Raw genomic sequence first — 23492 nt, 5'->3', positions numbered from 1 at the left:
GTCGCCCGCTTCGGTGAACGTGCCGAAAGCGCCCTGCGAAGCTCCGTTGCCCGCTTCCTTGCCCGAGCTCTCACCGTCCTGGGTATCCGGCGGTGCTGCTGCCGTGGCTTCGGATACAGGGTCTTCGGATGCGGTGTCTTCGGATACAGGGTCTTCGAGGTCTGGTGCGGGGGCAAGTGCGTCGGTCACGGGGGGAATGCTCACGTCGGGAGTACGGGCGCAGGCGGCCGAGCGAGCCGCACGAAGCGCACGGCGAGGCTACCGGCCCGCGGCGTTCAGCCCTTGGCGTCGGCCCAGGTTGCGCCCGCCGAAACATGAACTTCGAGCGGGACCGCCAGGTCGGCGGCATGCCGCATCGTGTCCACCGTCAGCTCGGTCACCTCGTCGCGCTCCGATGGGGGCACTTCGAGGATCACCTCGTCGTGCACCTGCAGCACCAGACGGCTGGCTGCCGACCGATCCTGCAAGGCCGCATCGAGGCGTACCAGCGCCACTTTGAATATGTCCGCTGCGAGTCCCTGGATGGGAGCATTCATGGCCTGTCGCTCCGCGGCCAGGCGCACGCGATGATTTCGAGATGTCAATTCGGGAAGCGGGCGACGCCGCCCGAAGGCCGTCTCGGTGTACCCACGCTCGCGACTCTCCGAGACCACGCCGTCCATGAACGAGCGCACCTCTGGGAACGCTTCGAAGTAGGCGTCCAGAATGCGTGCTGCTTCGTCGGTGGGCACCCCGAGTCGCTGTCCGAGACCGTATGCCTCCATCCCGTAGGCCAGGCCGTAGCTCACCATCTTTGCCACCGACCGCTGCTGCGGGTCGACCTCGCTAGGGGTGATGGCGAAGAGGGATGCTGCAGTCGCGCTGTGGACGTCGTGGCCCGCCTCGAAGGCACCGACGAGGCCCGGGTCGCCCGACAGATGCGCAATCACCCGCAGCTCGATCTGGTTGTAGTCGGCAACCAGCAGCTCGTAGCCGTCAGCCGGTACGAACGCGCGCCGGAACAGGCGCCCCTGGGAGGTCCGCACCGGGATGTTGTGCAGGTTCGGCTCTTCGGAGCTGAGCCTGCCGGTGCGCGCAACCGTCTGGTTGAACGTGGCGTGGATGCGGCCGTCCGGTTCGACGCATTCGAGCAAGCTGTCGCCGTAGGTCGATCGCAGCTTCTCCACCTCCCGGAACGCCAGCAGCTTGTCCACGATCGGGTGCTCGCTTCGCAGTGATTCGAGCGCTGTGGCGCTGGTGGAATAACCCGTCTTGGTCTTGCGCTGCGGTGTCAACCCCAAGTCCTCGAAGAGCACCTCTGCCAGCTGCTTGGGCGAGTTGACGTTGAGATCGTCCCGACCGGCCAGTAGCCGCACTTCTGCTTCGAGTGCAGACACTTCGCTCGTCAGGTGGTCACGCAACGACTCCAGTTCGGTGTGGTCGACACCGATCCCGGCCGACTCCATGCGAGCGAGGACGCAGATCAGCGGACGCTCGATGTCGCGATACAAATCGGACATCCCGAGGGTCTCGAGTTCCCGGTCGAGTACTGGGGCGAGCATCGCCACTGCGAGGGCATCACTGCCGGCCGCGACACTTGCTGCAGGACCGTCGGCATCGAGATCATCGAAGCCGAGTTGATCTTGTCCATCGCTGCCGGGAAGCTCAGTGCCGCAATGCCGGGCGAGGAGCGCTCTCAGCTCGGCGCGGCCTTCCGATGGATGGATGAGATAAGCGGCGATCGAAGTGTCGGTAGCGAGGCCGGGCACCGACCCGCTGGCAGCGAGATCACCGTTCGCTAGCTCCAGTGCCCGCATCAGCGCTTTCGCCTGATGGACGTGGACGCCTGGCCCGTCGGCCCCGAGCAAGCGGGCAACCCGCTGGGCGATGTCGGGCACCTCCAGATCGTCGGCACCGAGCGCGAGCACGGACCCGCTTGAGGGGTCGACTGCGACCGCCAGCACGCCCACGGCGCCGTCCGCCTCGAGGTTGTATCCGAGCGCGACAGGATCGTCACGGTCCGCCAGCTCGGCCAGCAGCCTCACTGCATTGGCGCCACGGGCATCGGCTTCGCCGTCGACCGGCAGAAACTGCGCCTCCGCGAGCTGGATGGCATCCGGGGATGCTGCGTCGGCCGTCAGCAGGCCGTCCAGGGCCGTGCCCACCAATGCGTCGCGGAGACGAGCGTGGAGGCTGCCGAACTCCAGGAACTCGAACGCACGCGTCACCAAGTCGCCGTCGAGAGCGTCCCATTGGAGATCCGCTGGTGCCGCTTCGACCGGTGCGTCGGTCCGAAGGGTCATCAGATCGACGTTGCGCCGCACCTGCTCGGTGTGCGCCGCGAGATTCTCGGCCAGCTTCGGAGTCTGCTCCCCAGCCGCGGCCAGCAGGGCTTCGAGACTGCCGTACTTGTTGAGCAGCTTGGCGGCCGTCTTCTCGCCGACCCCAGGCACTCCGGGAAGGTTGTCGGACGGATCGCCACGCAGTGCGGCGTACTGCACGTAGAGGTCCGGCGTGACGCCAGTGCGCTCGGCGATGCCCGCTTCGTCGTAGAGCGCATAGTCGGTGACGCCGCGCCGGTTGTAGACCACCCGCACCCTAGGGTCGCGCACAAGTTGGTACACGTCGCGATCCCCGCTGACGATCAGCACATCGTCGCCACGCTGTTCGGCTGCGGACGCCAGCGTCGCCAACAGGTCGTCGGCCTCGAAGCCGGCACAGTCCAGCGCAGTCATGCTCAACGACTCGAGCACTTCGCGCACCAGGCCGAGCTGATCGATGAGTGTTGCCGGCGTCTCGTCGCGATGTGCCTTGTATTCCGGCGCAGCGATATGCCGGAACGTCGGCTCGGGACGGTCGAAACACACCGCGATCGCGTCTGGGCGGTGATCCCGCACCAGGTTGATGAGCATGGACGTGAAACCGAATACGGCGCCGGTGGGCTGTCCCGAGCGTGTGGCCATGTCCTCGGGTATGGCGAAGAAGGCCCGGTACGTGAGCGAGTTCCCGTCAAGCAAGAGGAGCTTGGACATCGGAACTCTCCCAACGTTGCGGGGCGGCGATTGTGGAAGCCTGCGAGGCGCAGGCGAGCAGATCTCGAAAGAGCGACTCAGGGAGTCAGCGATCCATCGACAATCTGCTGAGCGATGTCTCGCATCTTCGCACGGTTGGCCATCGCCGTACTCCGGATGAATTCGAAAGCATCCCGCTCAGACAGCTGAAAATCGTCCATGAGCAGGCCCTTCGCACGTTCCACGGCCTTGCGAGTCTCCAGCTTCTCCTCGAGGCTCTCCACGGTGTCCTCGAGCTCTCTCATCTCTGTGAAACGACCCCACGCCACCTCTATGGCCGAGACCAGCTCCTCGCGCTGAAACGGCTTCACCAAGTACGAGAGCACTCCGGCATCGCGAGCCTCGGAGATGAGATGGCGCTTGCTGAACGCCGTGAGGATGAGCACCGCAGAGGTGCGGTCTGCGGCGACCTCGCGCGCCGCGTCGAGGCCATCGCGACCGGGCATCTGGATGTCGAAGATGCACACCTCGGGCTGATGCTGGCGTGCCAATTCCACCGCTTCATCGCCGCGACCCGTTTCCGCCACGACGACATAGCCCTCGTCTTCGAGCATCTCGCGCAGGTCGAGCCGGATGATGGCCTCGTCCTCTGCGATCACGACTCGCTTGGACACACGCGCTCCCCTCACAGGACAGGATCGCACCGGCGGGCGGGCCCGGTCGGCTGCTGCGGATCGGCCAGCCTACCGCTGCACTTCGGCGGCCTCCCCAGAGTGTCCTGGCGGGATTCCTGCCGGTTTCGGGTGCCCGGGGCGGGAGTTGAACCCGCACGCCCGTGAGGGCAGAGGATTTTGAGTCCCCCGTGTCTGCCGTTTCACCACCCGGGCTGTGGGGCGTTTCAGCGTACTCAGCGACGCGGTCGCACTTGCGCCGAGTTGGCACCTACCCTTTCGGCTGAATCCAATCGTGCGTTCACTGCGCCGCGGCCCGGGCACGTGCCCGAACTTCCGCACCGGCGCTGCGGAGGAGGCCGAGTGCTCGCATTCACATTTCCCGGTCAGGGCTCCCAGCAGCCCGGCATGGGCGAGCCGTGGATCTCGCATGAGTCGTGGGAGCTGGTCACCGAGGCGTCCGATGCCTGCGGGCGCGATGTCGCCGCCCTGCTGCTGGAAGCAGACGCGGAGGAACTGCGTCACACAAGGAACTCGCAGCTCTCCACCTTCGTGCTGTCGATGGTCGTGCTCGATGCCGTCGAGCGCACTGGTGCGACCTTCTCATGTGCCGCCGGGCACTCGCTGGGCGAATACAGCGCCCTGACGGCCACTGGCGCATTGGCGTATGACGATGCTGTGCGGCTGGTCGCCGAGCGCGGCGAGGCCATGCAGGTTGCCGCCGACGAGCAGGAAGGGACCATGGCAGCCGTGCTGGGTCTCGACGACAACCTCGTGGCGCAGGCATGCGACGCGACCCCGGGCGATGTCTGGGTCGCGAACTACAACGCGCCGGGACAAGTCGTCATCGCGGGTGCCCCTGATGCCGTTGCCGCAGCCGGCAACGAAGCCAAGGTGGCCGGCGCGAAACGGCTCATGGCACTGCCCGTGGGCGGCGCATTCCATACGCCGTTCATGCAGCCCGCACGTGACCGGCTCCGCAAGGCGCTGGCAGAAGTCGAGATCCGAGCCCCGAGCGTTCCGGTCGTAGCCAATGTGGATGCACGCCTCCGCTCGGATGCCGACGAGTGGCGCACGCTGCTGGCCCAGCAGCTCACCAGCCCCGTGCTGTGGCGGGCCGGCCTCCATGCGCTCGGCGACTCCGGGGTCACTGCCTACGTGGAGCTCGGCCCGGGCAAAGTGCTCACGGGGATGACCAAGCGCACCCACCGCGGTGCGACAACGATGTCAGTGAGTGCGCCGGCCGAGATCGACGCACTGATGGAGGCGCTTGCGACCGATGCCCCCTCGGCGCCCACCGTGCTGGGCGGCGAGAACCTCTATGTCACCGAACGCCTTATCGTCAGCCCCTGCGCAGGCATCTTCACGCTCGGAGCCGACGTCGTCGACGGGCAGCAAATCCGGGTCGGCGATGTCATTGGCCACGTCGCTGGAGAGGAAGCGCGGTCCGCATTTGCGGGTACTGTCATGGGGATCATGGCCGTAGAGGGCGAGCGGGTCACCGCTCGGCAGCCCGTTGCGTGGCTGCGGACGGCCTCAGGGACCTGAAGGGGAGGCCACAGATGACGCTCAGCGTGGGAAATGCATCCGGCGCGCGCATCGTCGGCATCGGAACGGCGCTCGGCGAGCGAGTCGTCACCAACGATGAGCTCGCCCACACGGTCGACACTTCCGACGAGTGGATCATCGAGCGCACCGGCATCAAGCAGCGGAACATCGGGGGCACCACGGCGGGCCTGGCTGCACGTGCCGGCGGGGCAGCCATGGAGGTGGCCAGCGTCGATCCGTCGAGCATCGACATGCTCATCTTGGCAACGACCACTCCTGATCGGAGCGTGCCGGCTACGTCTTCGCGGGTGCAGGAGGCCCTCGGGCTCGATTGCGGGGCAATGGACGTCAACGCCGCCTGCTCGGGTTTCGTGTACTCGCTCGTCGCAGGTCACGGCATGATCGCCATGGGACATGAACGGGTGCTGGTCATCGGCGCCGAAGTGCTCTCGCGGATCACCGATTGGACCGACCGCTCCACGTGCATCCTGTTCGCCGACGGCTCTGGTGCCGCAGTGCTCGAGCGCAGCGAGCAGGGATCGGACTTGCTCGGCTGGCACGTCTCGAGCGACGGCGCCATGGAGGAGCAGCTGTACTGCGAGCACGGCGACTACATCCGGATGGCCGGCCAAGCCGTCTTCAAGAAGGCCGTGCTCGTGATGGAAGAGTCGGCTCGCCAGTCCATGAAGCAGGCCGGTCTCACGCCCGACGACATCGACGTCGTCGTGCCGCACCAGGCAAATGTCCGCATCGTGCAGACCTCCTGCAAGCGGCTGGGCATTCCCTTCGAGAAGGCTGCGATGGTCATCGAGCGCACCGGCAACACGTCGTCGGCGTCGATTCCCCTCGCGCTCGATGACGCCGTGCGGGGCGGTCGCATCAGCGAGGGCGACCACGTCCTGCTGGTCGGATTCGGGGCCGGCATGACCTCGGCATCAGCGTTGCTGCAATGGTCGGGCGCTCCGGCTCGGGCCTCCTGAGCCCCGATTCCGAGCACGACCAGGAAACCGAATCAACATCGCCCACCAGCGTCACGAACACGGCTCACGATGAATCAGACCCAAGCGGGCCCCCCAAGCCCACGGACCGTCCTGGTGACGGGTGGCAGCCGCGGCATCGGTCTGGCCACGGCCCGGTTGTTTGCCGATGCGGGCCACCGTGTGGCAGTCACCAGCCGCACTGAACCGCCTGACGACGAGCGTCTGCTGTGGGCGGCGTGCGATCAAGCGGACAGTGATGCAGTCGATGCCGCGTACAGCACTGTCGAGGCAGAGCTGGGCCCGGTGGAAATCTTGGTCGCGAATGCCGGCATCACTCGTGATCAGCTGGTGCTCCGCATGGCCGACGATGACTTTGCTGCTGTTATCGACACGAATCTCACGGGCGCGTACAGGATGGCCAAGCGGGCGGCCCGGCCGATGCTGCGCGCCCGCTGGGGGCGGCTGATATTCGTCTCCTCGGTGGTTGGACTGCTCGGTTCGGCCGGGCAGGTCAACTACGCCGCGTCCAAGGCAGGCCTCGTGGGCATGGCCAGATCGCTGGCGCGAGAACTCGGTTCGCGCAACATCACTGCGAATGTCGTCGCGCCCGGTCCGGTCAACACTGAGATGTTCGGTGCCCTGAGCGACGGGCAGCAGGCCGCCATCACCGGTGCTGTCCCGTTGGGCCGGGTGGCGGAACCGACGGAGATTGCCGCCGCGGTGGCGTTTCTGGCATCAGACGATGGCGCGTACATCACCGGGGCCGTGATACCCGTCGACGGCGGTTTGGGCATGGGCCATTGAGCCGACAGGCTCAGCCCGGGCCTCAGCGGCCCGTGAGCGACAGCGAACAAGAGCGGAATGCAAAAGGTGTGACGACGGCGAGGCTCGCGGGACCTACACTGCGCACTCGCACGGCCGCCGGGGGATCGTGCGCTTGACCGCCCGCACATGAGGGGATCAGCATGAGTGACACGTTGGATCGATTCCGTGACTGCGCCGTCGAGGTGCTGGCCGTGGATCCCGAGCAAGTCACGCCCGAGGCCAGCTTCGCCGACGACCTCGACGCCGACAGCCTGGACCTCGTCGAGTTGGTGATGGCCTTGGAAGAGGAGTTCGACATCAGCGTCGACGAGGAAGAACTCGAAGGCGTCACCACCGTCGCGCACGCGATCGAGCTGGTCGAATCGAAACTGTGAGCGACAGCCGGCGAGTAGCTGTCGTCGGCCTCGGCGTCATCTCATGCGCCGGGACCGGCATCGACGACTTCTGGCAAGGCTTGAACTCCGAGCCGCCAGAGGGCGAGCGCCGGGTCACCGACTTCGATCCAGCGCCGTTCTACGACAATCCCAAGGAGGCGCGGCGGGCTGATCGGTCGACTCAGCTCGGCATGGCATCGGCCGCACACGCGATCGCCGATGCAGGCGACTTGGCGACCGACCCGGATCGCTGCGGGGTGATCTACGGCACTGGTGTCGGCGGCCTGCAGACCTTCGAAGACCAGGTTCTCGTGCTCGACCGCAAGGGTGCGCGTCGGGTGTCGCCGTTCATGGTCCCGATGATGATGCCCAACGCCCCCGGGGCTGCCATCTCCATGCGCTTCGGCCTAGCCGGCCCTTGCGAGGTGCTGACCACGGCCTGCGCAGCAGGAACGCACGCTGTCGGGTACGCAGCTCGGCTGATCCGCACAGGAGTCGCTGACGTGATCGTGGCCGGTGGCTGCGAATCGGTGATGACCCCCGTTGGCACTGCAGGCTTCGTCAACATGACTGCTTTGTCGACGAGCGGTGTCTCCATGCCGTTCGACAAGAACCGTGACGGCTTCATGATGACTGAGGGCGCAGCCACCCTGATTCTCGAGGAGTGGGAGTCAGCGGTCTCGCGGGGAGCAAAGATCTACGGAGAAGTGCTGGGTACCGCGTCGAATGCCGACGCCCATCACATCACCGCACCGGCTCCGGGCGGCGCGGGAGCGCTGCGCTGCATGCAACTCGCGATCGAGGACGCCGGCCTCACCCCCGACGACATCGCGCACGTGAACGCGCACGGCACCTCGACTCCGTTGAACGATGCCGCTGAGGCGGAGGCGCTCAACAAGCTGTTCGGCCCGAACGGGCCGCTGGTGACGTCTACGAAGGGCGTCACCGGCCATGCGCTGGGTGCCGCGGGAGCGCTGGAGGCGATCGCGGTGCTGCTGTCGATGCGTCACCGCAAGATCCCACCGACGGCGGGCTGGACCACTCCCGATCCCGAGCTTGCGGAGTTCCGCTTGGTGACCGGTCAAGCGGCCGACTGGGAGCCGGGCCCGTCGCTCAGCAACTCGTTCGGCTTCGGCGGCCACAACGGCTGCATCGTGCTCGGCCCCGCCTGAGCACCAACATTCTTTATACTGCTATGATCCGAACCGTGGCCGCGGCACATCTCCATCACCAGAATGTCGCACCTCGGGCACTGACAGTGGCGTCGACACTCGCAGTCGGGGAGGGGGGGGGGGGCAACACCCCGCCCGAAAGCCACCTGCGCAGGCCCAGAACTTAGGGATATCTGCAGCGGATCCCTACTCCAATGGCATTCGCCGGGCTTCGTACCGACGCACCCGAGTCACCGTTCAAATGCAAGACGCGGTCGTCGGCTCCACCGTTCAAGCCCACACAGATGCCGACACACTGATTGGCACAACCCGAACGGCCAGTGCCAATTGTTCAATCGCGCATGGGATGTTTCGAACTATCGACATCTTCCATCGCCCTCGTCATGCGTGCCCGATTCCAATCATAGAAACCCGCTGCAGCGAGCCAGTAGCGAACCGCATACGGCTGATACCAACATTAGGTCAGCTAGCCAGATCAAGCGCTGGCCCGATCAACCTCCCCAACCCATGCGACAGCAATAACAATCAATACAGTGACAATCGAAACATCGACAGAAATCGCGCCAACTACTGAGATCATATCCGATATTCACCCATCACAATTGAACAGATAGGAAACATTCGATGGCCAGAACAGCAAAGATAATCCTCACACTCAGCACGATATGCGCAACGCTATTCGTTCTAGACACGGCAACGGGTGCGGCTCGAGACCCAGCGCAATCACACATGATGGAGATGGCCAAGTCTTCGCCAGATGGCGACACGTCACCGGAACAGTACCAAATATGGAACGACATGCGCAAGTACTGGAATCTTGCGCGCGATGTATTCAGAGCACAACGGGGAGCATACGCGGCGAACAGCCGCGGTGTCGTCAATCTCGCCCTCGACCTCGCGAACAACTACTTTGGTTATCAACCAAGTCATGCGTTTAGCAACTCACCTGGTGGCCTAGATCCCATCGACATTGACCGAATCTTCGATAGGTGAACCCGTAGCCAGAAACCGGGTCGTTTCCGGGAGGACTGGTGCCCTCTGACAAGACAAAGAGAAATCGCGAAAGATCTCGTCGGGGCCTAGACGTGCTGCCTAGAACAAATGTCAGCACCTTCCCTAAACTCCGTATCATCGTCACCGGCATCGCATTTGCCACTATGTGCCTTCACTTTCTGATGATATTGCTCTATACCTTGCCCATCAATCCTGTGAGCGTGCGCTTGCATGGCCCTATATCACGTTACGTTGAGCCGCTGTTTTATCAAAACTGGCAACTTTTTGCTCCAGAGCCATTAGATTCCGCGCAGGGCCTTCTGCTCAGAGTCCGTGTGCGAGACGGAATCAATAGCGAGAAGACTACCGAATTCATCGACATTACGAGTCCGAAGATCTCGTCCCTTCACGCGACGAGATTCTTTCCTCCTTTACGAACTCGCATTGTTTCGTCCGTTCTCGGCACCGTAAATTACCGGCATCCGATACTCCTACGTCTCGACGCGTTGGATGGTGATGTTTCTCCTTGCAGTGCCCTCTTTGAGAATGTCGACCAGACCGGGACGATGTCTGACCACGAGTGCAATACGGACGCGGCCGCTCTCTTTCCAGAACCGGTTCGAGAAGTGATACGTTCTTTTGCGCAGGCAGAATTGCCGTACATTGCACCGGATTTGCCCGAGCTTCAATCTTTCCAGCGGAATAGACCGGCGCGGATAGAAGCTCAATTGAGACTAGTTTATGCCAATGCGGTCCCATTCTCTCGACGAAATGACAGCTCATATATCAGCCATCCGACGATAATCGATTCTCCATGGCTTCAAATCCTATCGCAATAAACCGCGATCTCACTGTGTCTGATCTCATTGCTGACAATACCCAGAAGATCTGGAGTCATCGCTACTGTACTTATGGAATCGCACTGGTTCGCATTGGCTACGGAATGTCATGGTTACTGTTGGCTATAACGAATCACCAGGACAGGTCTTACCTGTGGGGGCCACAAGGTTTATACTCATACGATCTATTTCAGCAAGTATCGGTGTTCCCCTATTTCAGCCTATTTCAGCTGAGTGACCAAGCCCTATATTTCGAGCTGATTTTTCACATAGGTATTATAGTCACATTGCTCTTTACGCTTGGAACTCTTGGCAGGTTCGGCGTAGTCTTACAATATATATTCGTCGCTTCTCTATACCACCGGAACCCAATCATTCTGGACGGTGGAGACAATATCGCGCTACTTGTTCTGTTTTGGCTCATGTTAGCTGACTCAAGTGCAATAGCTCTTCGGCCGAGGCATTCCTATGCGACACGCCCGACTCAAAGGAACTCAATTGCAACGTTCTTGCATAATGTAGCGGTAGCAGCAGTCATCACCCAGCTTTCTATCCTCTATTTGCTATCTGGGTTATACAAGGCCCAAGGGAGCACCTGGTTTGAGGGCACAGCGCTATACTATATCTTTCAAGTGCCGGAGTTCTCTTGGCCACCATTGACGGATATACTTCGCAGTAGTCTGACATTCGGACTTATAGCATCCTATTTGACGATCTTCTTTCAAATTTCGATGCCTGCATTACTCCTGTCTAGAATCGGGCGATTTGCTTTCTTGGCTTTTGCGATACCATTTCACGGATCAATAGCCCTATTCATGGGCTTGACCTCCTTTGCCAGCTTCATGCTTGCTACAGAATGCGTATTGATCAAGGACTCAGAGTATGACGCTTGTAGGGTCGGGCTACTACGAATATGCGGCGGCATGAGTCGTCGAACACGTCGTGCTTTCGCGAAAATAAGATAGCACGAAGGGAGAAAATAGTGCGGGATAACGACTTGGTCGAATGGTGGAATTATTGGGGTCTGTCAGAAATGGCGACAGCTGTGGGAGCGGCGATAACCGGAAATGGAATCGTCGTCGCGACGGATGTTCGTGGCCTTTGTGCGGACGGTTCAGCTCAGCGTGTCGAAGCCAAAGATCAGTGGCACTTGGGATCATGTACAAAGCTGTTCACATGCTGTCTGTGGGCCAAATTTGTCGAACTGGGACGGTGCGACTGGCGTAGTCCTGTGGCCAGCTACTTTATGAGTGAATTTCCGGTTGATGATGATTGGCAAACTGTGACTGTGGGTGACTTGCTCCAGCATCGCGTGTCAATCGCAAGTGATCTACCACGCAGTGTGATGTACGAACATTGGCATCATACTGGAGAACTTGCAATTCAGCGGACGTCGATAGCTATGGAAGCTCTCTCGTCGCCAACAAGACCAATTTCGTATCCCGTATATTCCAATGTCGGGTATATTCTGGTGGGCGCGATTATCGATCGATTAGGTGTTGGTCCGTTCGAACTATCGCTTCAAGAGCATCTTCTTGATGAGTTGTCGATCACTTCAGCCGGATTTGGCCCACCCCCGAGAATACGTGGCCACAGAGCGCGACTTCGACTTGGCCCATTTGAATTCGGCCGCTCTTCACCGCGTGATCCGCAGAGTACCTACAGCGACAACCCAGCCGTCTATTCGTCAGCAGGCACACTGCATATGTCCCTCGGTGACGTGCTATCACTACTCACGGCCCTCGTCGACCCGGCGGTGGAATTGCTCCCACCCGAGACGTGTATGAAAGTGCTCAAAGTCTCGTGTAACCACGCGGCTAAGACTGCGATGCAGCCGCTAGAAGAATCCAACACTCGTTTCGAGATAGTCGGCTCGAACACGATGTGGTCCTCGGCGTTCGTCTTCGATTTGCAAGAGCGACGAGCATCTGCCGTCGTAGCGAACGACGGCCGTACCCGTGTCGTGAACGCAGTCGCTCGGCTCGCCCATCGGCTTGTTGTCAACTCCGCAACCGCCACATGAAGTCTTAGACAACCTCTGTTGGACCGCTGGTCTGGAGGTCTATTATGGAGGGCACAGCTCGGCCCAACATGCTGTTCTCGTTTGTCTTCGGAGGCCACAACGGCCGCATCGTGCTCGGCCCTGCTTGGTTCCCAGACAAGCCGAGAACGAGGGCTAGTTGGTTCGCGCGCAGGGACGGAGTTGGACCCTCTGCTCCAGCGATCCAGCAGATCGCAACATCGCAGCGTCCCCTACCCCCCCAACTATGACATCTGCGCCGAGCGGCTTGAGTCCTTACAGGCTGTTGTACGTAGCGGTCTCGATGGCTTCGTAGAGTCCGTATGACCGGGGATCCGCAAACGGCACCTGCTGGCTGATGTAGCAGCCGGCCACCTGGTTTTGCAGATCGATCCAGAAGTAGGAGTTGGCCAAACCGGCCCACATGAGGCCGCCGGCCGGGCGCCCCGTCGGAGCGGGTTCCTCGTTGATCTGGAATGTCAGGCCCCACGATTTCTCGACGCCGGGGAAGAACTCAGCGTCAAACGAGTACGGCGGGATGGCGGTCGGAAGCATCGTGACGCGCAAGTCGCCCATGGCATTGGTGACCATCTGCGCATGCGTTTCGGGTGACACGATTTCGTTGCCGTTGAGGCTGCCGCCGTTCAGCATCATGGCCAGGAAGCGGCAGTAGTCGTCGACGGTGGAGTACAGGCCGCCGCCGCCCATCTCGAACTCGGGCTCTTGAGGGATCTCGAATGGCATCTCGACCAGCGAGCCATCCTCCATCCGCGCTTGCATCGCCGAAATGCGAGCGCGCATGTCGTCGCTGATCTTGAACGACGTGTCGGTCATACCCAGCGGCCCGAAGATGTGCTCAGACATGTACTCGCCGAGCGACATCCCCGAGACCGCCTCCACCATCTGGCCCGCGCAGTCGATGCCCGTGCCGTAGAACCAGCGATCGCCGGGGTCGAACAGCAGCGGGATGCTCAGCGTTTCCTTCCGGCACTCGGTGACGCCGGGCGTCCCGGTGACCTCTTCGTACTGGCCCAGCTCCGGGCTCCAGATGTCGTATCCCATGCCAGCGGTGTGGGTCAGCAGGTGACGCAGCGTGATGTCGCCGTTGCGGGGCCGGGTGACCGGGTTGCCGTCGTCGTCGAAGCCGGTCAGCACGTCGAGCTCGCCGAGCAGTGGCAGCACCTCCGCGCCGGGGCCGTCGAGCGAGAGCTGGCCCTGCTCGACGAGCTGCATCGCCGCGGTGCCGGTGATGGCCTTGGTCATGGAAGCGATCCAGCACACGGTGTCATCAGACATCGGAACGTCGCTGTCGGCGCCCCGTGTGCCAGCCGCCGCTGAGCAGATCTCTCCGTCGGCACTGATGACCCTGGCTACCGCGCCTACGACATCTCCGTCGGCGACGCCTCGGTCGAGAATTCCTTGAACCGTGTCTCCGAGCGACATATCAGGCCTCCTGTTCGGCTGAGTTCAGCGCTTCGCAGGGATTGATTCGGCCCTGCGGGCGCGACGCTAGTTCGGAGCAGCGGCACGAAGGACACCGACCGACCGACATACGCTCGGGCCGATGCCGGCGCCTGAGATGTGTGAACCCGCCTGCACGCACTTGCCGTGCCGCTCACATGCGTGACTCCAAGCGGCACGGCAGTCCCCCAAGCGCGCGGACGCTCACGGTCGCAGCAGCACGGATTGTTGCGGCTGGTCTCGTCGGCGCCGCTGCGGTGGCCGCTGGATGCAGCGCCGGCCCTGTACGGATCGAGCCGCCGCCGCCCAGTCAATCGGGGGCGCCTGCTCCCGCTTCGCCTGCTGAAGCCGGAGCACTCGGGGCAGAAATCGAGATCGAAGCCGTGGCGGTTGCCGTCACCGCACCGGTCGCTTCGGCCGCGGCCGCGACGACAGCTACAGCCGAAATGGCGGTCGTCATGGCGACAACGACAGAGCCGGATGTGACGTGGACGCTGCTGGCGGGCGGCGACGTGCTGATGGACCGCAGCGAAGCAGCCGGCATCGACCCGTTCGCCGGCATCGAGCCAGCGCTTGGACCGGCGGACATCGCGGTCGTCAACGTGGAGATGGTCATCAGCGAGCGCGGAAATCCCGCCGACAAGCAGTACGTGTTCCGGGCGCCGCCGTCGGCAGCCGAGCGCATCTCTGCAGCCGGCGTGGATGTGGCCAACCTGGCCAACAACCACGCCATGGACTACGGACCGGACGCGCTGATCGACACCGTCGACCTTCTCGAGGCCAACGGTGTGATTGCGCTCGGTGCGGGGGCGAGAGGCCCCGATGCGTACCGGCACCGCGTGATCGAGGTCCGGCCCGGTGTGCGCGTCGCATTCGTCGGCGCCTCGATGGTTGTGCCGCTCGGGTTTCCGGCGACCCAGACGCGTCCGGGAATTGCGTCGGCGTACCAGCGGGACCGAGTGCTCGCCAATGTGCGGGTGGCCGCAGGCGAGGCAGACGTGGTGATTGCCGTCGTCCATTGGGGCATCGAGCGCATGACGTGTCCAGAGGGCCGCCAGCGCGATTTCGCCTTCGAGCTGCTGCACAACGGCGCCGACGTGGTCATCGGCCAGCACCCACACGTGCTGCAGCCGGTCGCGTTCGACGGCGGGAAGCTGGTGGCCTACTCGCTGGGCAATTTCGTGTGGCATCACCGGTCCGGTATCACTGGCGAGACGGGTGTCCTGCAGATCGACTTCGACGGCAACGAAATCGTGGACTGGTCGTTCCATCCGCATCTGCTCGACGCCAACGGCGCGCCGGTGCCTGCTGCTGCAGGGGCCCGCGTCGACCGCATCAATGACATTGTCTCGGGTGACTGCGCCCGCCATCAGCCGCCGCCGACGACTGCTGCGCCAGCGCCCGATACCGACGGTGAGACCGGGTCGGAGGCCGAGTCTGAAGCCGAAGGTGAGGGCCCCGATGGCGCGGAGGAGGCCGAATCCGGCACGGCAGCCGAAACCGAGACCGAGTAGCGGCCTCAGCCGAGCACTTCGGCCGCTGCGAGGTCGGCGATGCGGTCGGCGTCGTAGCCCAGGAAATCGGTGAGCACCTCATAGTTGTCCTCGCCCAGGCATGGGCCGCCTCGCCAGACCACCGGTGGCGTTCGAGACATGCGCGTCCTGCAGTGCTGCGTCCACATCGTCCCGCGATAGCTGTGGGGAACGTTGATGTGGTGCTCCCGAGCCTGCAGCTGCGGATCGTCGCAGCATCCTTGACCGTTGTTGACTGGGTAGGCATCCACACCGCTGGCCTGCAGCGTCTCGGCCGCCTCCGTGTTGGTGCGCTCCGAGGTCCATGCCGAAATGGCCTCGTCGATCTCCGCCGCACGCTCCCTGCGCGCAGCCTGATCCGAGCCTGGTGTCCCATCGCCGACGAGCCCGATGGTGTCAGCCAGCGCTGCCCACCGGTCATCGGCGCAGGCAATAGCCACCCACTGGTCGTCGCCCGAGCTCGGATACACGCCATGCGGGCTCATGTGCGGGTCCTCGTTGCCGCAGCGCTGCGGATCGCGGCCATTGATCGACGCATCCAAGATGGCCGGCGCCAGATAATGCAGAGCTGCTTCGGTCTGCGACACGTCGATGTAGCAGCCGGTTCCGGTGCGGTCGCGTCGCTCCAACGCCGCCATCAGCGACGCCACGATGACGCGTGGCGCCAGGAAATCGGTGTAGGGGCCATACGGGCCGGCGGGTCCCCGGTCAGGCCATCCAGTGATCTCGTAGAAACCGGCGATCGCAGCTGCCATGAACCCGTAGCCGGCAAGACTCGAGTACGGCCCGCTCTGGCCCAGCAATGAGCTCGACAGCATGATGATCTCGGGGTTGATCGCCGAGAAGTCGTCGTAGCCGAAGCCCATGCGCGCTGCTGCTCCTGGTGCCCAGGACTCCGTGGCGATGTCGGCCCAGCGGATCAGGTCTTCCACCACCGCTCGCGACTCGGGCTTGCTGAGATCGAGGCTGAGGCTGCGCTTGCCCGCGTTGTACACGCCGTAACCGACGCTGTTGTCAGGATGGGCTTCCTCATCGACGAACGGGTTGACCGTCCGCATCGTGTCGGGCCGGCTCTCCGTCTCCACCTTGACCACGGTTGCCCCGTAGTCGGCCAGGATCCGCACTGCGGAGGGCGTGGCGATGACCCACGAGAATTCCACGACTTTGAGGCCGGCAAGCGGCAACTGGTGTCCGTCGGAACTGGGGCCGCCGGCACCAACCACTGCTGTCGCATGCGGCTGGCGGTCGGTGTCCACGGTGTCGTTGCCGGCACCCAACGGCGGAACGGCAGGGGTTCGTTCTGGAGCGTCGGCGCTGAAGTGGACAAGCGGACCGCAGTAGCGAGCCGTGCGGCCGTCATCCATCTCGGTGTCCCGCCAGAACCCACGATCGGCGAAGTGCGGGTTGGTGAGGAGGTCGCTGACCAGCGCCGACGGTGTGATCAGCAGGTTCCGGTCGAATGCCGCGGCCCACAGTTCATCGGTGGTCTTGGTCGCGAGGAATCGGGCGTGTGTCGCGAACGACTTGGCGATGATCTCGGGCGATCGCTGGCCGCTGAGGACCTCGACGGCGATCGTCTCCCAGTCCACCGCCTGGAGTTCCTCGTCGGCGTAGCCCTCTTCGGCCTCCCACTCCACGAGCCGTTGGGTGTAGGGCGCGAATGCGGCGCCCATCAGTGCCACACAGATGGTGTTTCCGTCCGCGCACGGGAACATCATCGGAACATCGATGCCGCCGAGGCTCAAGCCCCCGGCGAGGCGGTCGATGGGGTTGGCATTCACCCGTGGCGACAGATTCTGCGGCTGCCCGTGAGTCATCGACTCCATGGCGGAGATGTCGACGTGCTGACCGAGGCCGCTGCGCTGGGCCTCACGCAGCGCAATGAGCGTCGCAGCCGCGGCGTCTCCGGCTGCCTGCAGGAAGCTCTGAGGCGCACCCGAGACACGGACGGGGGCGCGGTCGGAGTCCCCGCTGGCGTGCAGGAAGCCGCTGCCGGCCACGGCGGTCAGGTCCGAGCCTGCCCAGGAGCTGTGAGGCCCGGTCGAGCCGAACGGCGTCACCGAAGCATGGACGATCGCGGGATTGACGGCGGCGAGGTCGTCATAGCCGAGGCCCAGCGATGCCAAGTGACCAACCGGGGCGTCCTCGATGAGTGCATCTGCGCCCCTCACCAATTCGAGCAGCCGCAGTCGGCCGTCCGCGCTGGAGAGATCGGCAGTGACGCTCTGCTTGCCCTGGTTGTAGGCCCAGTGGGCGAGCGAGCGCTCCGGGTCTCGCTCGTCGTCGACGAAGGGCCCGAGGTGACGGCTGCGGACACCGCCGGGTGGCTCGACGGCAATGACCTCCGCGCCGAGGCTGGCGAGCAGGTAGCCCGCGAACTGGCTGACTCCCTCGCAGAGATCCAAGACCCGATAGTGCTGCAACATCTCGAACGTCACCCCTTATTCATGCCGGCACGTTGCGCCGCCCGACGCCGATTCTTCCCTGTGCGGGCGGGTGGCGCGGACCGTTGGGCAACCGAGCTGCCCAAACAGTCGCCGATTGGCCAGCCGAGCGGCGAGACTGCCCGAGCTGTTCGGATGGCCCAGGAGGTTGCGCCGCACGGCGCAGCCGTGGCCCGAGCGGCCCGCGAGCGCAGCGAGCGAGAGCGGGAGACAATGGGTGCGACAGCGAGGGGTTGCGCCAGTCTGCGCTGCCCATTGGGAGGACCAGATGGTGTCGATAGCGACTGATCGCGTGGTGGAACGTGCTGAGCTGCTGGAGTTCGTGCGGGAACGGCACCACGGCGTGCTGCTCACGCTCCGGCGGGACGGTCGCCCGCAGGCATCGCTCGTCACGATGGGTCTCGATCCCCAGGGCGACGCCGTGCTGGTGAGCAGCTACCCCGACAGGGCCAAGTCGCTGAACCTTCGGCGCAACTCCCAGGCGTGGGTGGTCGTGATGTCCGATGCTTGGAACGGCGAGTGGGTGCAACTGGAGTGCCGGGGCGAAGTGGTGGACCTGCCCGACGCTCTCGACGGCCTGGTCGAGTACTTCCGGGTGATCAGCGGCGAGCATTCCGACTGGGATGAATACCGCGAGGCGATGACCCGCCAAGACAAGGTGCTGCTGCGCCTGTACATCGAGACCTGGGGTCCGATCTCGAAAGGCGGCTTCCCCGCCCGCCTCGTTGAGGAGTAGCCGATCAGCGGGACGGGACGGCTCGTGCGGCGATGTGGCCCAAGCTGGCCGTGGGATTGAGCGTGCCAAGCTCGCTTCCCCAGTCGCCGCCGAGACGGGACTGCACGTACGCCTCGGCCAGCGCTGAATCGCCGTGCTGCACCAGCAGCGATGCTGCCCAGCACTGGGCCATCTGCTCAACGAGACGGCGCGCGCCTGCTTCACGCGTCGCCCCCGAGCCACCGTCATCGTGGCCCCCTATTGCGGCGCGAAGATCGGCGAGGTGCCGGTCGAGCGTGGCGTTCGCGCCCCTCGCGCGTTCCAGCCTGTCTGCAAACGCTTCCACACTGTGCGGGGAGCGGGCCATGGCTCGCAGCACGTCGAGCGCGATCACGTTGCCAGCGCCCTCCCAGATGGCGTTGAGCGGGGCCTCGCGGTACAGGCGGGGCAGGATCGACTCCTCGACGTAGCCGTTTCCGCCCACGCACTCCAGTGCTTCGCGCACGACTGGGCTCGAGCGCTTCGTCAGCCAGTACTTGCCCACCGCGGTCGCGAGGCGCGAGAAGGCGGCCTCATCGGGATCCGTCGGCGCTCGATCGAAGGCGCCGGACATCTGCGCCATCATCAGCGTCGCCGCCTCGACTTCGAGTTCCAAGTCGGCGAGCACGTTCACCATCAGCGGCTTGTCGATCAATTTCGAACCGAACGCGCTGCGATGCGCCGCGTGCCAGCCCGCCTGGGCGACCGCTTGGCGCATCAGCGATACGGCCCAGATGGCCACGTCGACCCGGGTGGCATTGACCATGTCGATGATCGTGGGCACGCCGCGCCCCTCGGGGCCCACCATCTGCGCCAGCGCGTCGTCGAATTCCAGCTCGCCCGACGCGTTGGACCGGTTGCCGAGCTTGTCCTTGAGTCGCATGAACCGCAGCCCGTTGCGCTGCCCATCGGGCAGTACACGCGGCACCAGGAAGCACGAGAGCCCCTTGGGCGCCTGGGCCAGCACCAAGAAGGCGTCGCACATCGGGGCGGAGGTGAACCACTTGTGACCCTGCAGCAAGTGGGCACCCTCCAAACCGGCGGCGGACGCGCCGACGGGCTCGGCGATTGAGGTGTTGGCCCGCACGTCCGAGCCGCCCTGCCGCTCGGTCATGCCCATGCCGACGAGGCAGCCCGACTTGGTCGACGGTTCGACGAGGCGGGCGTCGTAGCTGCGCGACACCAGGCGCGGCCGCCACGTCTCAGCGAGCTCCGGTTGGTGTTCGAGCGCGCCCAGTGCTGCGGACGTCATCGAGGTCGGGCAGCCGTGGCCTACCTCGACCTGACTCACCAGGTACATCAGAGCGTTCCGAGTGACCGCGCCGCCGTCGCCGGGCTGGGACTCATACCGCATGCAGTGAATGCCCGCCGAGACCGACATCTCGAGCAACGAGTGATATGCCGGGTGGTACCGCACCTCGTCGATGCGGTTGCCGAAGCGATCATGGGTTGCGAGCTCGGGCGAGTGCCGGTTGGCCAGGAAGCCCCACTCAAACACTTCGCCGGTGCCCACCGACTTGCCGAACGCAGCCATCGTCTCACGGTCGCCGCCCTCGCGTTCCATGGCCGCACCGAGCACCGGGTCGCTCGCGAAGAGGTCGTACGGTTCGAGCGGCGGCGGCTGGTTCGCGCTCGCTTCAAGCGTCATCGCATCATCCATGGCCACCAGTGTGGTGCGTGACGGCGAGATTCGTGTTGGCGCAGGACCCTGCTAGTCGGCGTCGAGCTGGCGTACGAGGGTCGGAGGCGCTCGGTGCCGGTAGCTCTCCTCGAGCCAATCGGCTAGGTCGTCGAGGTCCACGTCAGCCATGCGGACCAACACGGCGCCGTACCCGTCGTAGTGGGGCACGGTGAACAGCACGTCGGGATGGTTCTCGAGCAGGACCGGCTTCATCTCCAGCTCGCAGAACAACACCAGCACCTCAGTGTCGTGTACGTCATCGCGGTTGTATTCGCGCTCGCTCCACATGCGACACACGAGTTTCTTGCGGACCTTCAACGCCGGCGTCCCATACGAGGTGGACTCGGTCATCTCGGGCAGTGCCATCCCGAGCCGCCGCACGTCGTCAAACGTCGCCATCCTGCGGCCGTGCTCTAGCGGGCTTGCCAGTCGGGGGCGCGGCGTTCGAGGAATGCGTTGGCGCCCTCGGCGTGGTCGGCGGTGGTCTTGAGCACGCTCTGGCCGAGGCGCTCGAGACGGCGTCCGGTCTCGTGGTCGACGTCGGTGCAGGTGTTCAGCACCGTCTTGGCCATGCCCAGGGCGAGCGGAGCGAAGGCGGACATCTCCGCCGCGAGCTCCATGGCGACGTCGACCGCCGAGCCCTCCCGAGCCACTTCGGTCGCGAGGCCCATGGCCTTGGCGTCGTCGGCGCCCACATTGCGCGACAGCATCACGAGTTCCTTGGCGCGCCCCAGCCCGACGTAGTGGACCAATCGGGAGCAGCCGCCCGAGCCCGGGATGAGCCCCACCTTGGCCTCGGGCATGACGAATCGGGCGTTCTCAGCGATGACCCGGAAATCGCACGACAGCGCCAACTCGAAGCCGCCGCCTGCAGCGACGCCGTTCACCGCGGCGATGACGGGCACTTCAAGCGCCTCGATCAGATCGAACACCGAGTGGATGCCGCGGGCCACCGCACGGAATCCTCGGGTTCCCATCTCGGTCAGATCGCCCATCTCCGAGACGTCTTCGCCAGCAGAGAAGGCTCGGCCCGCGCCGGTGATGATCAGCGCACGAATTCCGGTCGCCATCGCCGTGTCCTCGACAGCGTCTCGCATCTCAGCACGCATGGCAGCGTTCCAAGCGTTGAACTTCTGCGGCCGGTTCAGCGTCAGGATCCGCACGCCGTCCGCATCTTCGCTCAGCAGGTGTTCGTAGCTCATGTTTTCTCCCTCTGTCGTCGGCGCTCGCTCGTGCAGGTCACTCGTCGGGATCGCCGCGCATCACCACGATGCCCGTGGCAACCACATCGCCCCGCTGGTTGCGCAACTCCACCCCTCGATCCAGCTCGCCAAAGCTCACCGGCGACACCGTCACCTCATCGCCAGGAAAGATCGGTCCGCGCAGCCGGACGTCGAGGTTCAGGATCGCGTCGACGCCGAACTGAGCCACGAGCGCATCCAGCGCGATTGCGGTCGTGTGCGAGGCCTGCACCACTACATCGGGCAACCCGGCCTTGGCTGCGAACTCCGGGTCGGTGTGCACCGGATTGGGGTCACTCACGCCGTCGACGAAGCTGCGCATGGCCTCGGAGGTGACCGCCGGAGCGGTTGAGGGGGTCAACTCCAAGTCGCTTGTGCGCTGTTCATTCATCGCCGGGCTCCCCCGCCTCGCCGCCGTCGTCTGCGGCGGCTTTCTGCGCCCGCTCTCCGGCCGGCTTGCGTTCCACGAACACCGTCCGCTGCCGCTGGATCAGCTCGCCGTCGGAGTCTCGATACTCCGACAGCACCGTGGCCAGGTGCAGCGTCCCCTTGTCGATGATGTCCTCGACCGACACCACCACCGACACCCGCTCGCCCGGACGGAACGAACGGTGCCATTCGAAGGACTGGCCGCCGGCGAGACCGCGCTCGAGGCTGAGCTCGATGGGCCCGACCACCGAGTCGCCGCCTCCCACCGTCGGCCCGAAGAACGGCAGCCGCAGCGCCACCTCCTGAGCGTGGGGCGTGCCCAGCGCATCGACGAGCAGCGCCACCGAGGCAGGCTCCACCACCACCTCGGTGCGGACCAGCACTCGGCCCAGCGTCTCCAGGTTCATCCTGATGCCTCGCTACCCATGATTCCGCCTAACTCTGCAGCCCAACACGCTCAATTCGAGCTCAGCAACTGCCACACCTGCACCAGCAGGTCCTGGTCGTCGCCTGCAGACGGCGGGTCGCAAGCCGGCTGCATGTCCCAGCCGTAGGGCTTGTTCATCACCTGCACCCGAGGCTCCGGCGTCGAGCGGTCGCCCCGGTCGAATGCACCGACGACAAGCGTGTGCTCCCCCTCGGCCACCCAGAAGCACTCCCAATGCGCCGATGACGACGTCTCGATGAACGCCACTTCGGGCGCCAGGCGCGTCACCTTGATCGCAAGTCCGCCCGCGGCCGCAGGGTCCATGGCCTACTACAAGAACCGGCGGTTCAACCGGTTCGGCGGTACCTCGATCCCGAGCTCGGTGAGCAACGGCCTCGTGTCGGCGATGTACTGGCGGCGAAGGTCGGCGTTGTTCTTCTTCCGCAGACCCCACCGCACATACGCGTCGCCGAAGTCGGAATCGGACCGGCCGAACATATCCAATGCCGCGGGCCACCAGAAGTTGATCTTCTCATTCGCCTCGTCGAGCCCCTCGGACGTCTTGCAGACGAGGCGGAGGTTTCGCAGCCCGAGGGTGCAGTGGAAGAGTTCTTCCTTGTGCACCCGCGTGGCGATGTCAAGCAAGGGTTTGTAGGGCACGCCGTCCCACGTCTCGCCGATGTACACCCCCACCCGATCGATGAGCGCATGGAAGTACGACAGGTCGCAGAACGTCTCCATCGGGTGCCGGAATGCGTACTGCTCAATCGGACGGTCGACGTGATCGACGCCGAGCCCGGCCAGGATCTGTGCATTGATGATCCCGTGCTCTACTTCCTGCTGCATCAGCTTGACCAGGAGCCCTTTGGTCGCCTCGTCGGGCGCAAAGCGCAGGCAGCGGTCCCACAGTTTGGTGAGCAACTCCGTGTAGTGGGGGTTCGCGCTGTTCTCGACGTGGTAGCTCAGCATCCGCACGAGCAATTCGTGGAACTCGGCGGGAATGTCGGGGTCGCCCTCTTCCCAGATGCGCTGAGACTCGCCGATTGGCCCAGACCCGATTCGATCAGATTCCGGGCGTTCCAGCGTTGACGTGCTCATGTCATCCTCACAT

The 23492-nt window shown here is 64.2% G+C and carries 22 protein-coding genes and 1 tRNA gene; 10 read left to right on the top strand and 13 right to left on the bottom strand.

Features of this window, described 5'->3' with window-relative positions:
* Window positions 1–275: 275 nt before the first annotated feature.
* The 3 genes from polA to ACOGJB_RS19400 form a co-directional block, all read right to left on the bottom strand.
* Window positions 276–3011: a DNA polymerase I gene (gene polA / locus ACOGJB_RS19410; protein ID WP_419838714.1), complete on the bottom strand. Its 2736-nt coding sequence runs from the start codon at window positions 3009–3011 to the stop codon at window positions 276–278.
* 77 nt (window positions 3012–3088) lie between these two features.
* Complete coding sequence (locus tag ACOGJB_RS19405; protein WP_419838713.1) at window positions 3089–3664, bottom strand: ANTAR domain-containing response regulator; 576 nt, start codon at window positions 3662–3664, stop codon at window positions 3089–3091.
* Window positions 3665–3794: 130 nt separating this feature from the next.
* A tRNA-Leu gene (locus ACOGJB_RS19400) sits at window positions 3795–3877 on the bottom strand.
* A gap of 147 nt (window positions 3878–4024) precedes the next feature.
* On the opposite strand from ACOGJB_RS19400, the gene fabD reads away from it, so the two are divergent.
* The 8 genes from fabD to ACOGJB_RS19360 all read left to right on the top strand — a co-directional run bounded on the left by fabD (window position 4025) and on the right by ACOGJB_RS19360 (window position 12415).
* Window positions 4025–5209, top strand: a complete 1185-nt coding sequence (gene fabD, locus ACOGJB_RS19395; protein ID WP_419838712.1) for an ACP S-malonyltransferase — start codon at window positions 4025–4027, stop codon at window positions 5207–5209.
* Window positions 5210–5223: 14 nt separating this feature from the next.
* A complete protein-coding gene (locus ACOGJB_RS19390) occupies window positions 5224–6189 on the top strand; it encodes a beta-ketoacyl-ACP synthase III (protein ID WP_419838711.1) in 966 nt (321 codons plus the stop codon).
* A gap of 69 nt (window positions 6190–6258) precedes the next feature.
* On the top strand, window positions 6259–6993 hold the full coding sequence (gene fabG, locus ACOGJB_RS19385; protein WP_419838710.1) for a 3-oxoacyl-ACP reductase FabG: 735 nt from the start codon (window positions 6259–6261) through the stop codon (window positions 6991–6993).
* 161 nt (window positions 6994–7154) lie between these two features.
* Window positions 7155–7388: an acyl carrier protein gene (gene acpP, locus ACOGJB_RS19380; protein ID WP_419838709.1), complete on the top strand. Its 234-nt coding sequence runs from the start codon at window positions 7155–7157 to the stop codon at window positions 7386–7388.
* Complete coding sequence (locus tag ACOGJB_RS19375; protein ID WP_419838708.1) at window positions 7385–8560, top strand: beta-ketoacyl-[acyl-carrier-protein] synthase family protein; 1176 nt, start codon at window positions 7385–7387, stop codon at window positions 8558–8560. Before acpP ends, ACOGJB_RS19375 begins: the two co-directional genes overlap by 4 nt.
* 729 nt (window positions 8561–9289) lie before the next feature.
* Window positions 9290–9553 carry a hypothetical protein gene (locus ACOGJB_RS19370; RefSeq protein ID WP_419838707.1) on the top strand — a complete coding sequence of 88 codons (264 nt, stop codon included), beginning with the start codon at window positions 9290–9292 and terminating at the stop codon, window positions 9551–9553.
* A gap of 164 nt (window positions 9554–9717) precedes the next feature.
* A complete protein-coding gene (locus ACOGJB_RS19365; RefSeq protein WP_419840778.1) occupies window positions 9718–10392 on the top strand; it encodes a DUF5819 family protein in 675 nt (224 codons plus the stop codon).
* A 982-nt stretch (window positions 10393–11374) separates the two neighbouring features.
* Window positions 11375–12415 carry a serine hydrolase domain-containing protein gene (locus ACOGJB_RS19360; RefSeq protein ID WP_419838706.1) on the top strand — a complete coding sequence of 347 codons (1041 nt, stop codon included), beginning with the start codon at window positions 11375–11377 and terminating at the stop codon, window positions 12413–12415.
* Window positions 12416–12688: 273 nt separating this feature from the next.
* Here ACOGJB_RS19360 and ACOGJB_RS19355 read toward each other — a convergent pair whose 3' ends face one another.
* Both ACOGJB_RS19355 and ACOGJB_RS19350 read right to left on the bottom strand, forming a co-directional pair.
* Window positions 12689–13855 (bottom strand): serine hydrolase domain-containing protein, encoded by a 1167-nt coding sequence (locus tag ACOGJB_RS19355; protein ID WP_419838705.1) that lies wholly within the window; start codon window positions 13853–13855, stop codon window positions 12689–12691.
* Window positions 13856–14183: 328 nt separating this feature from the next.
* Entirely contained in the window at window positions 14184–14333 is a 150-nt protein-coding gene (locus ACOGJB_RS19350; protein ID WP_419838704.1) for a hypothetical protein, read from the bottom strand.
* Between ACOGJB_RS19350 and ACOGJB_RS19345 the strand changes: the two genes are divergently transcribed.
* Window positions 14332–15387, top strand: coding sequence for a CapA family protein (locus tag ACOGJB_RS19345; RefSeq protein ID WP_419838703.1), 1056 nt, complete (start codon window positions 14332–14334; stop codon window positions 15385–15387). The two genes, ACOGJB_RS19350 and ACOGJB_RS19345, sit on opposite strands and share 2 nt — an antisense overlap.
* A 5-nt stretch (window positions 15388–15392) precedes the next feature.
* Here the strand turns inward: ACOGJB_RS19345 and ACOGJB_RS19340 are convergent, their stop codons facing one another.
* Window positions 15393–17843: a CaiB/BaiF CoA transferase family protein gene (locus ACOGJB_RS19340; RefSeq protein WP_419838702.1), complete on the bottom strand. Its 2451-nt coding sequence runs from the start codon at window positions 17841–17843 to the stop codon at window positions 15393–15395.
* 274 nt (window positions 17844–18117) lie between these two features.
* Here ACOGJB_RS19340 and ACOGJB_RS19335 point away from each other — a divergent pair, with 274 nt between their 5' ends.
* The gene (locus tag ACOGJB_RS19335) at window positions 18118–18585 is read left to right on the top strand and encodes a PPOX class F420-dependent oxidoreductase (protein ID WP_419838701.1); all 468 of its coding nucleotides are present in this window, start codon (window positions 18118–18120) and stop codon (window positions 18583–18585) included.
* Between the two features lie 4 nt (window positions 18586–18589).
* Here ACOGJB_RS19335 and ACOGJB_RS19330 read toward each other — a convergent pair whose 3' ends face one another.
* The 7 genes from ACOGJB_RS19330 to ACOGJB_RS19300 are packed head-to-tail and all read right to left on the bottom strand — an operon-like array spanning window position 18590 to window position 23479.
* Window positions 18590–20263 carry an acyl-CoA dehydrogenase family protein gene (locus ACOGJB_RS19330; protein WP_419838700.1) on the bottom strand — a complete coding sequence of 558 codons (1674 nt, stop codon included), beginning with the start codon at window positions 20261–20263 and terminating at the stop codon, window positions 18590–18592.
* Between the two features lie 51 nt (window positions 20264–20314).
* The gene (locus tag ACOGJB_RS19325; RefSeq protein WP_419838699.1) at window positions 20315–20683 is read right to left on the bottom strand and encodes an MmcQ/YjbR family DNA-binding protein; all 369 of its coding nucleotides are present in this window, start codon (window positions 20681–20683) and stop codon (window positions 20315–20317) included.
* 14 nt (window positions 20684–20697) lie between these two features.
* Entirely contained in the window at window positions 20698–21486 is a 789-nt protein-coding gene (locus ACOGJB_RS19320) for an enoyl-CoA hydratase/isomerase family protein (RefSeq protein ID WP_419838698.1), read from the bottom strand.
* A 37-nt stretch (window positions 21487–21523) separates the two neighbouring features.
* Entirely contained in the window at window positions 21524–21916 is a 393-nt protein-coding gene (locus ACOGJB_RS19315) for a MaoC family dehydratase (protein ID WP_419838697.1), read from the bottom strand.
* Window positions 21909–22361, bottom strand: coding sequence for an FAS1-like dehydratase domain-containing protein (locus ACOGJB_RS19310; RefSeq protein ID WP_419838696.1), 453 nt, complete (start codon window positions 22359–22361; stop codon window positions 21909–21911). Before ACOGJB_RS19310 ends, ACOGJB_RS19315 begins: the two co-directional genes overlap by 8 nt.
* Before the next feature lie 50 nt (window positions 22362–22411).
* A complete protein-coding gene (locus ACOGJB_RS19305) occupies window positions 22412–22705 on the bottom strand; it encodes a hypothetical protein (RefSeq protein WP_419838695.1) in 294 nt (97 codons plus the stop codon).
* 6 nt (window positions 22706–22711) lie between these two features.
* On the bottom strand, window positions 22712–23479 hold the full coding sequence (locus ACOGJB_RS19300; RefSeq protein WP_419838694.1) for a Phenylacetic acid catabolic protein: 768 nt from the start codon (window positions 23477–23479) through the stop codon (window positions 22712–22714).
* Window positions 23480–23492 lie beyond the last annotated feature (13 nt).

Origin of the sequence: Candidatus Poriferisodalis sp., from assembly GCF_965208895.1 — a bacterium.
Lineage (GTDB): Bacteria > Actinomycetota > Acidimicrobiia > Acidimicrobiales > Poriferisodalaceae > Poriferisodalis.
This window is presented reverse-complemented; position numbering and strand designations above follow the sequence as displayed.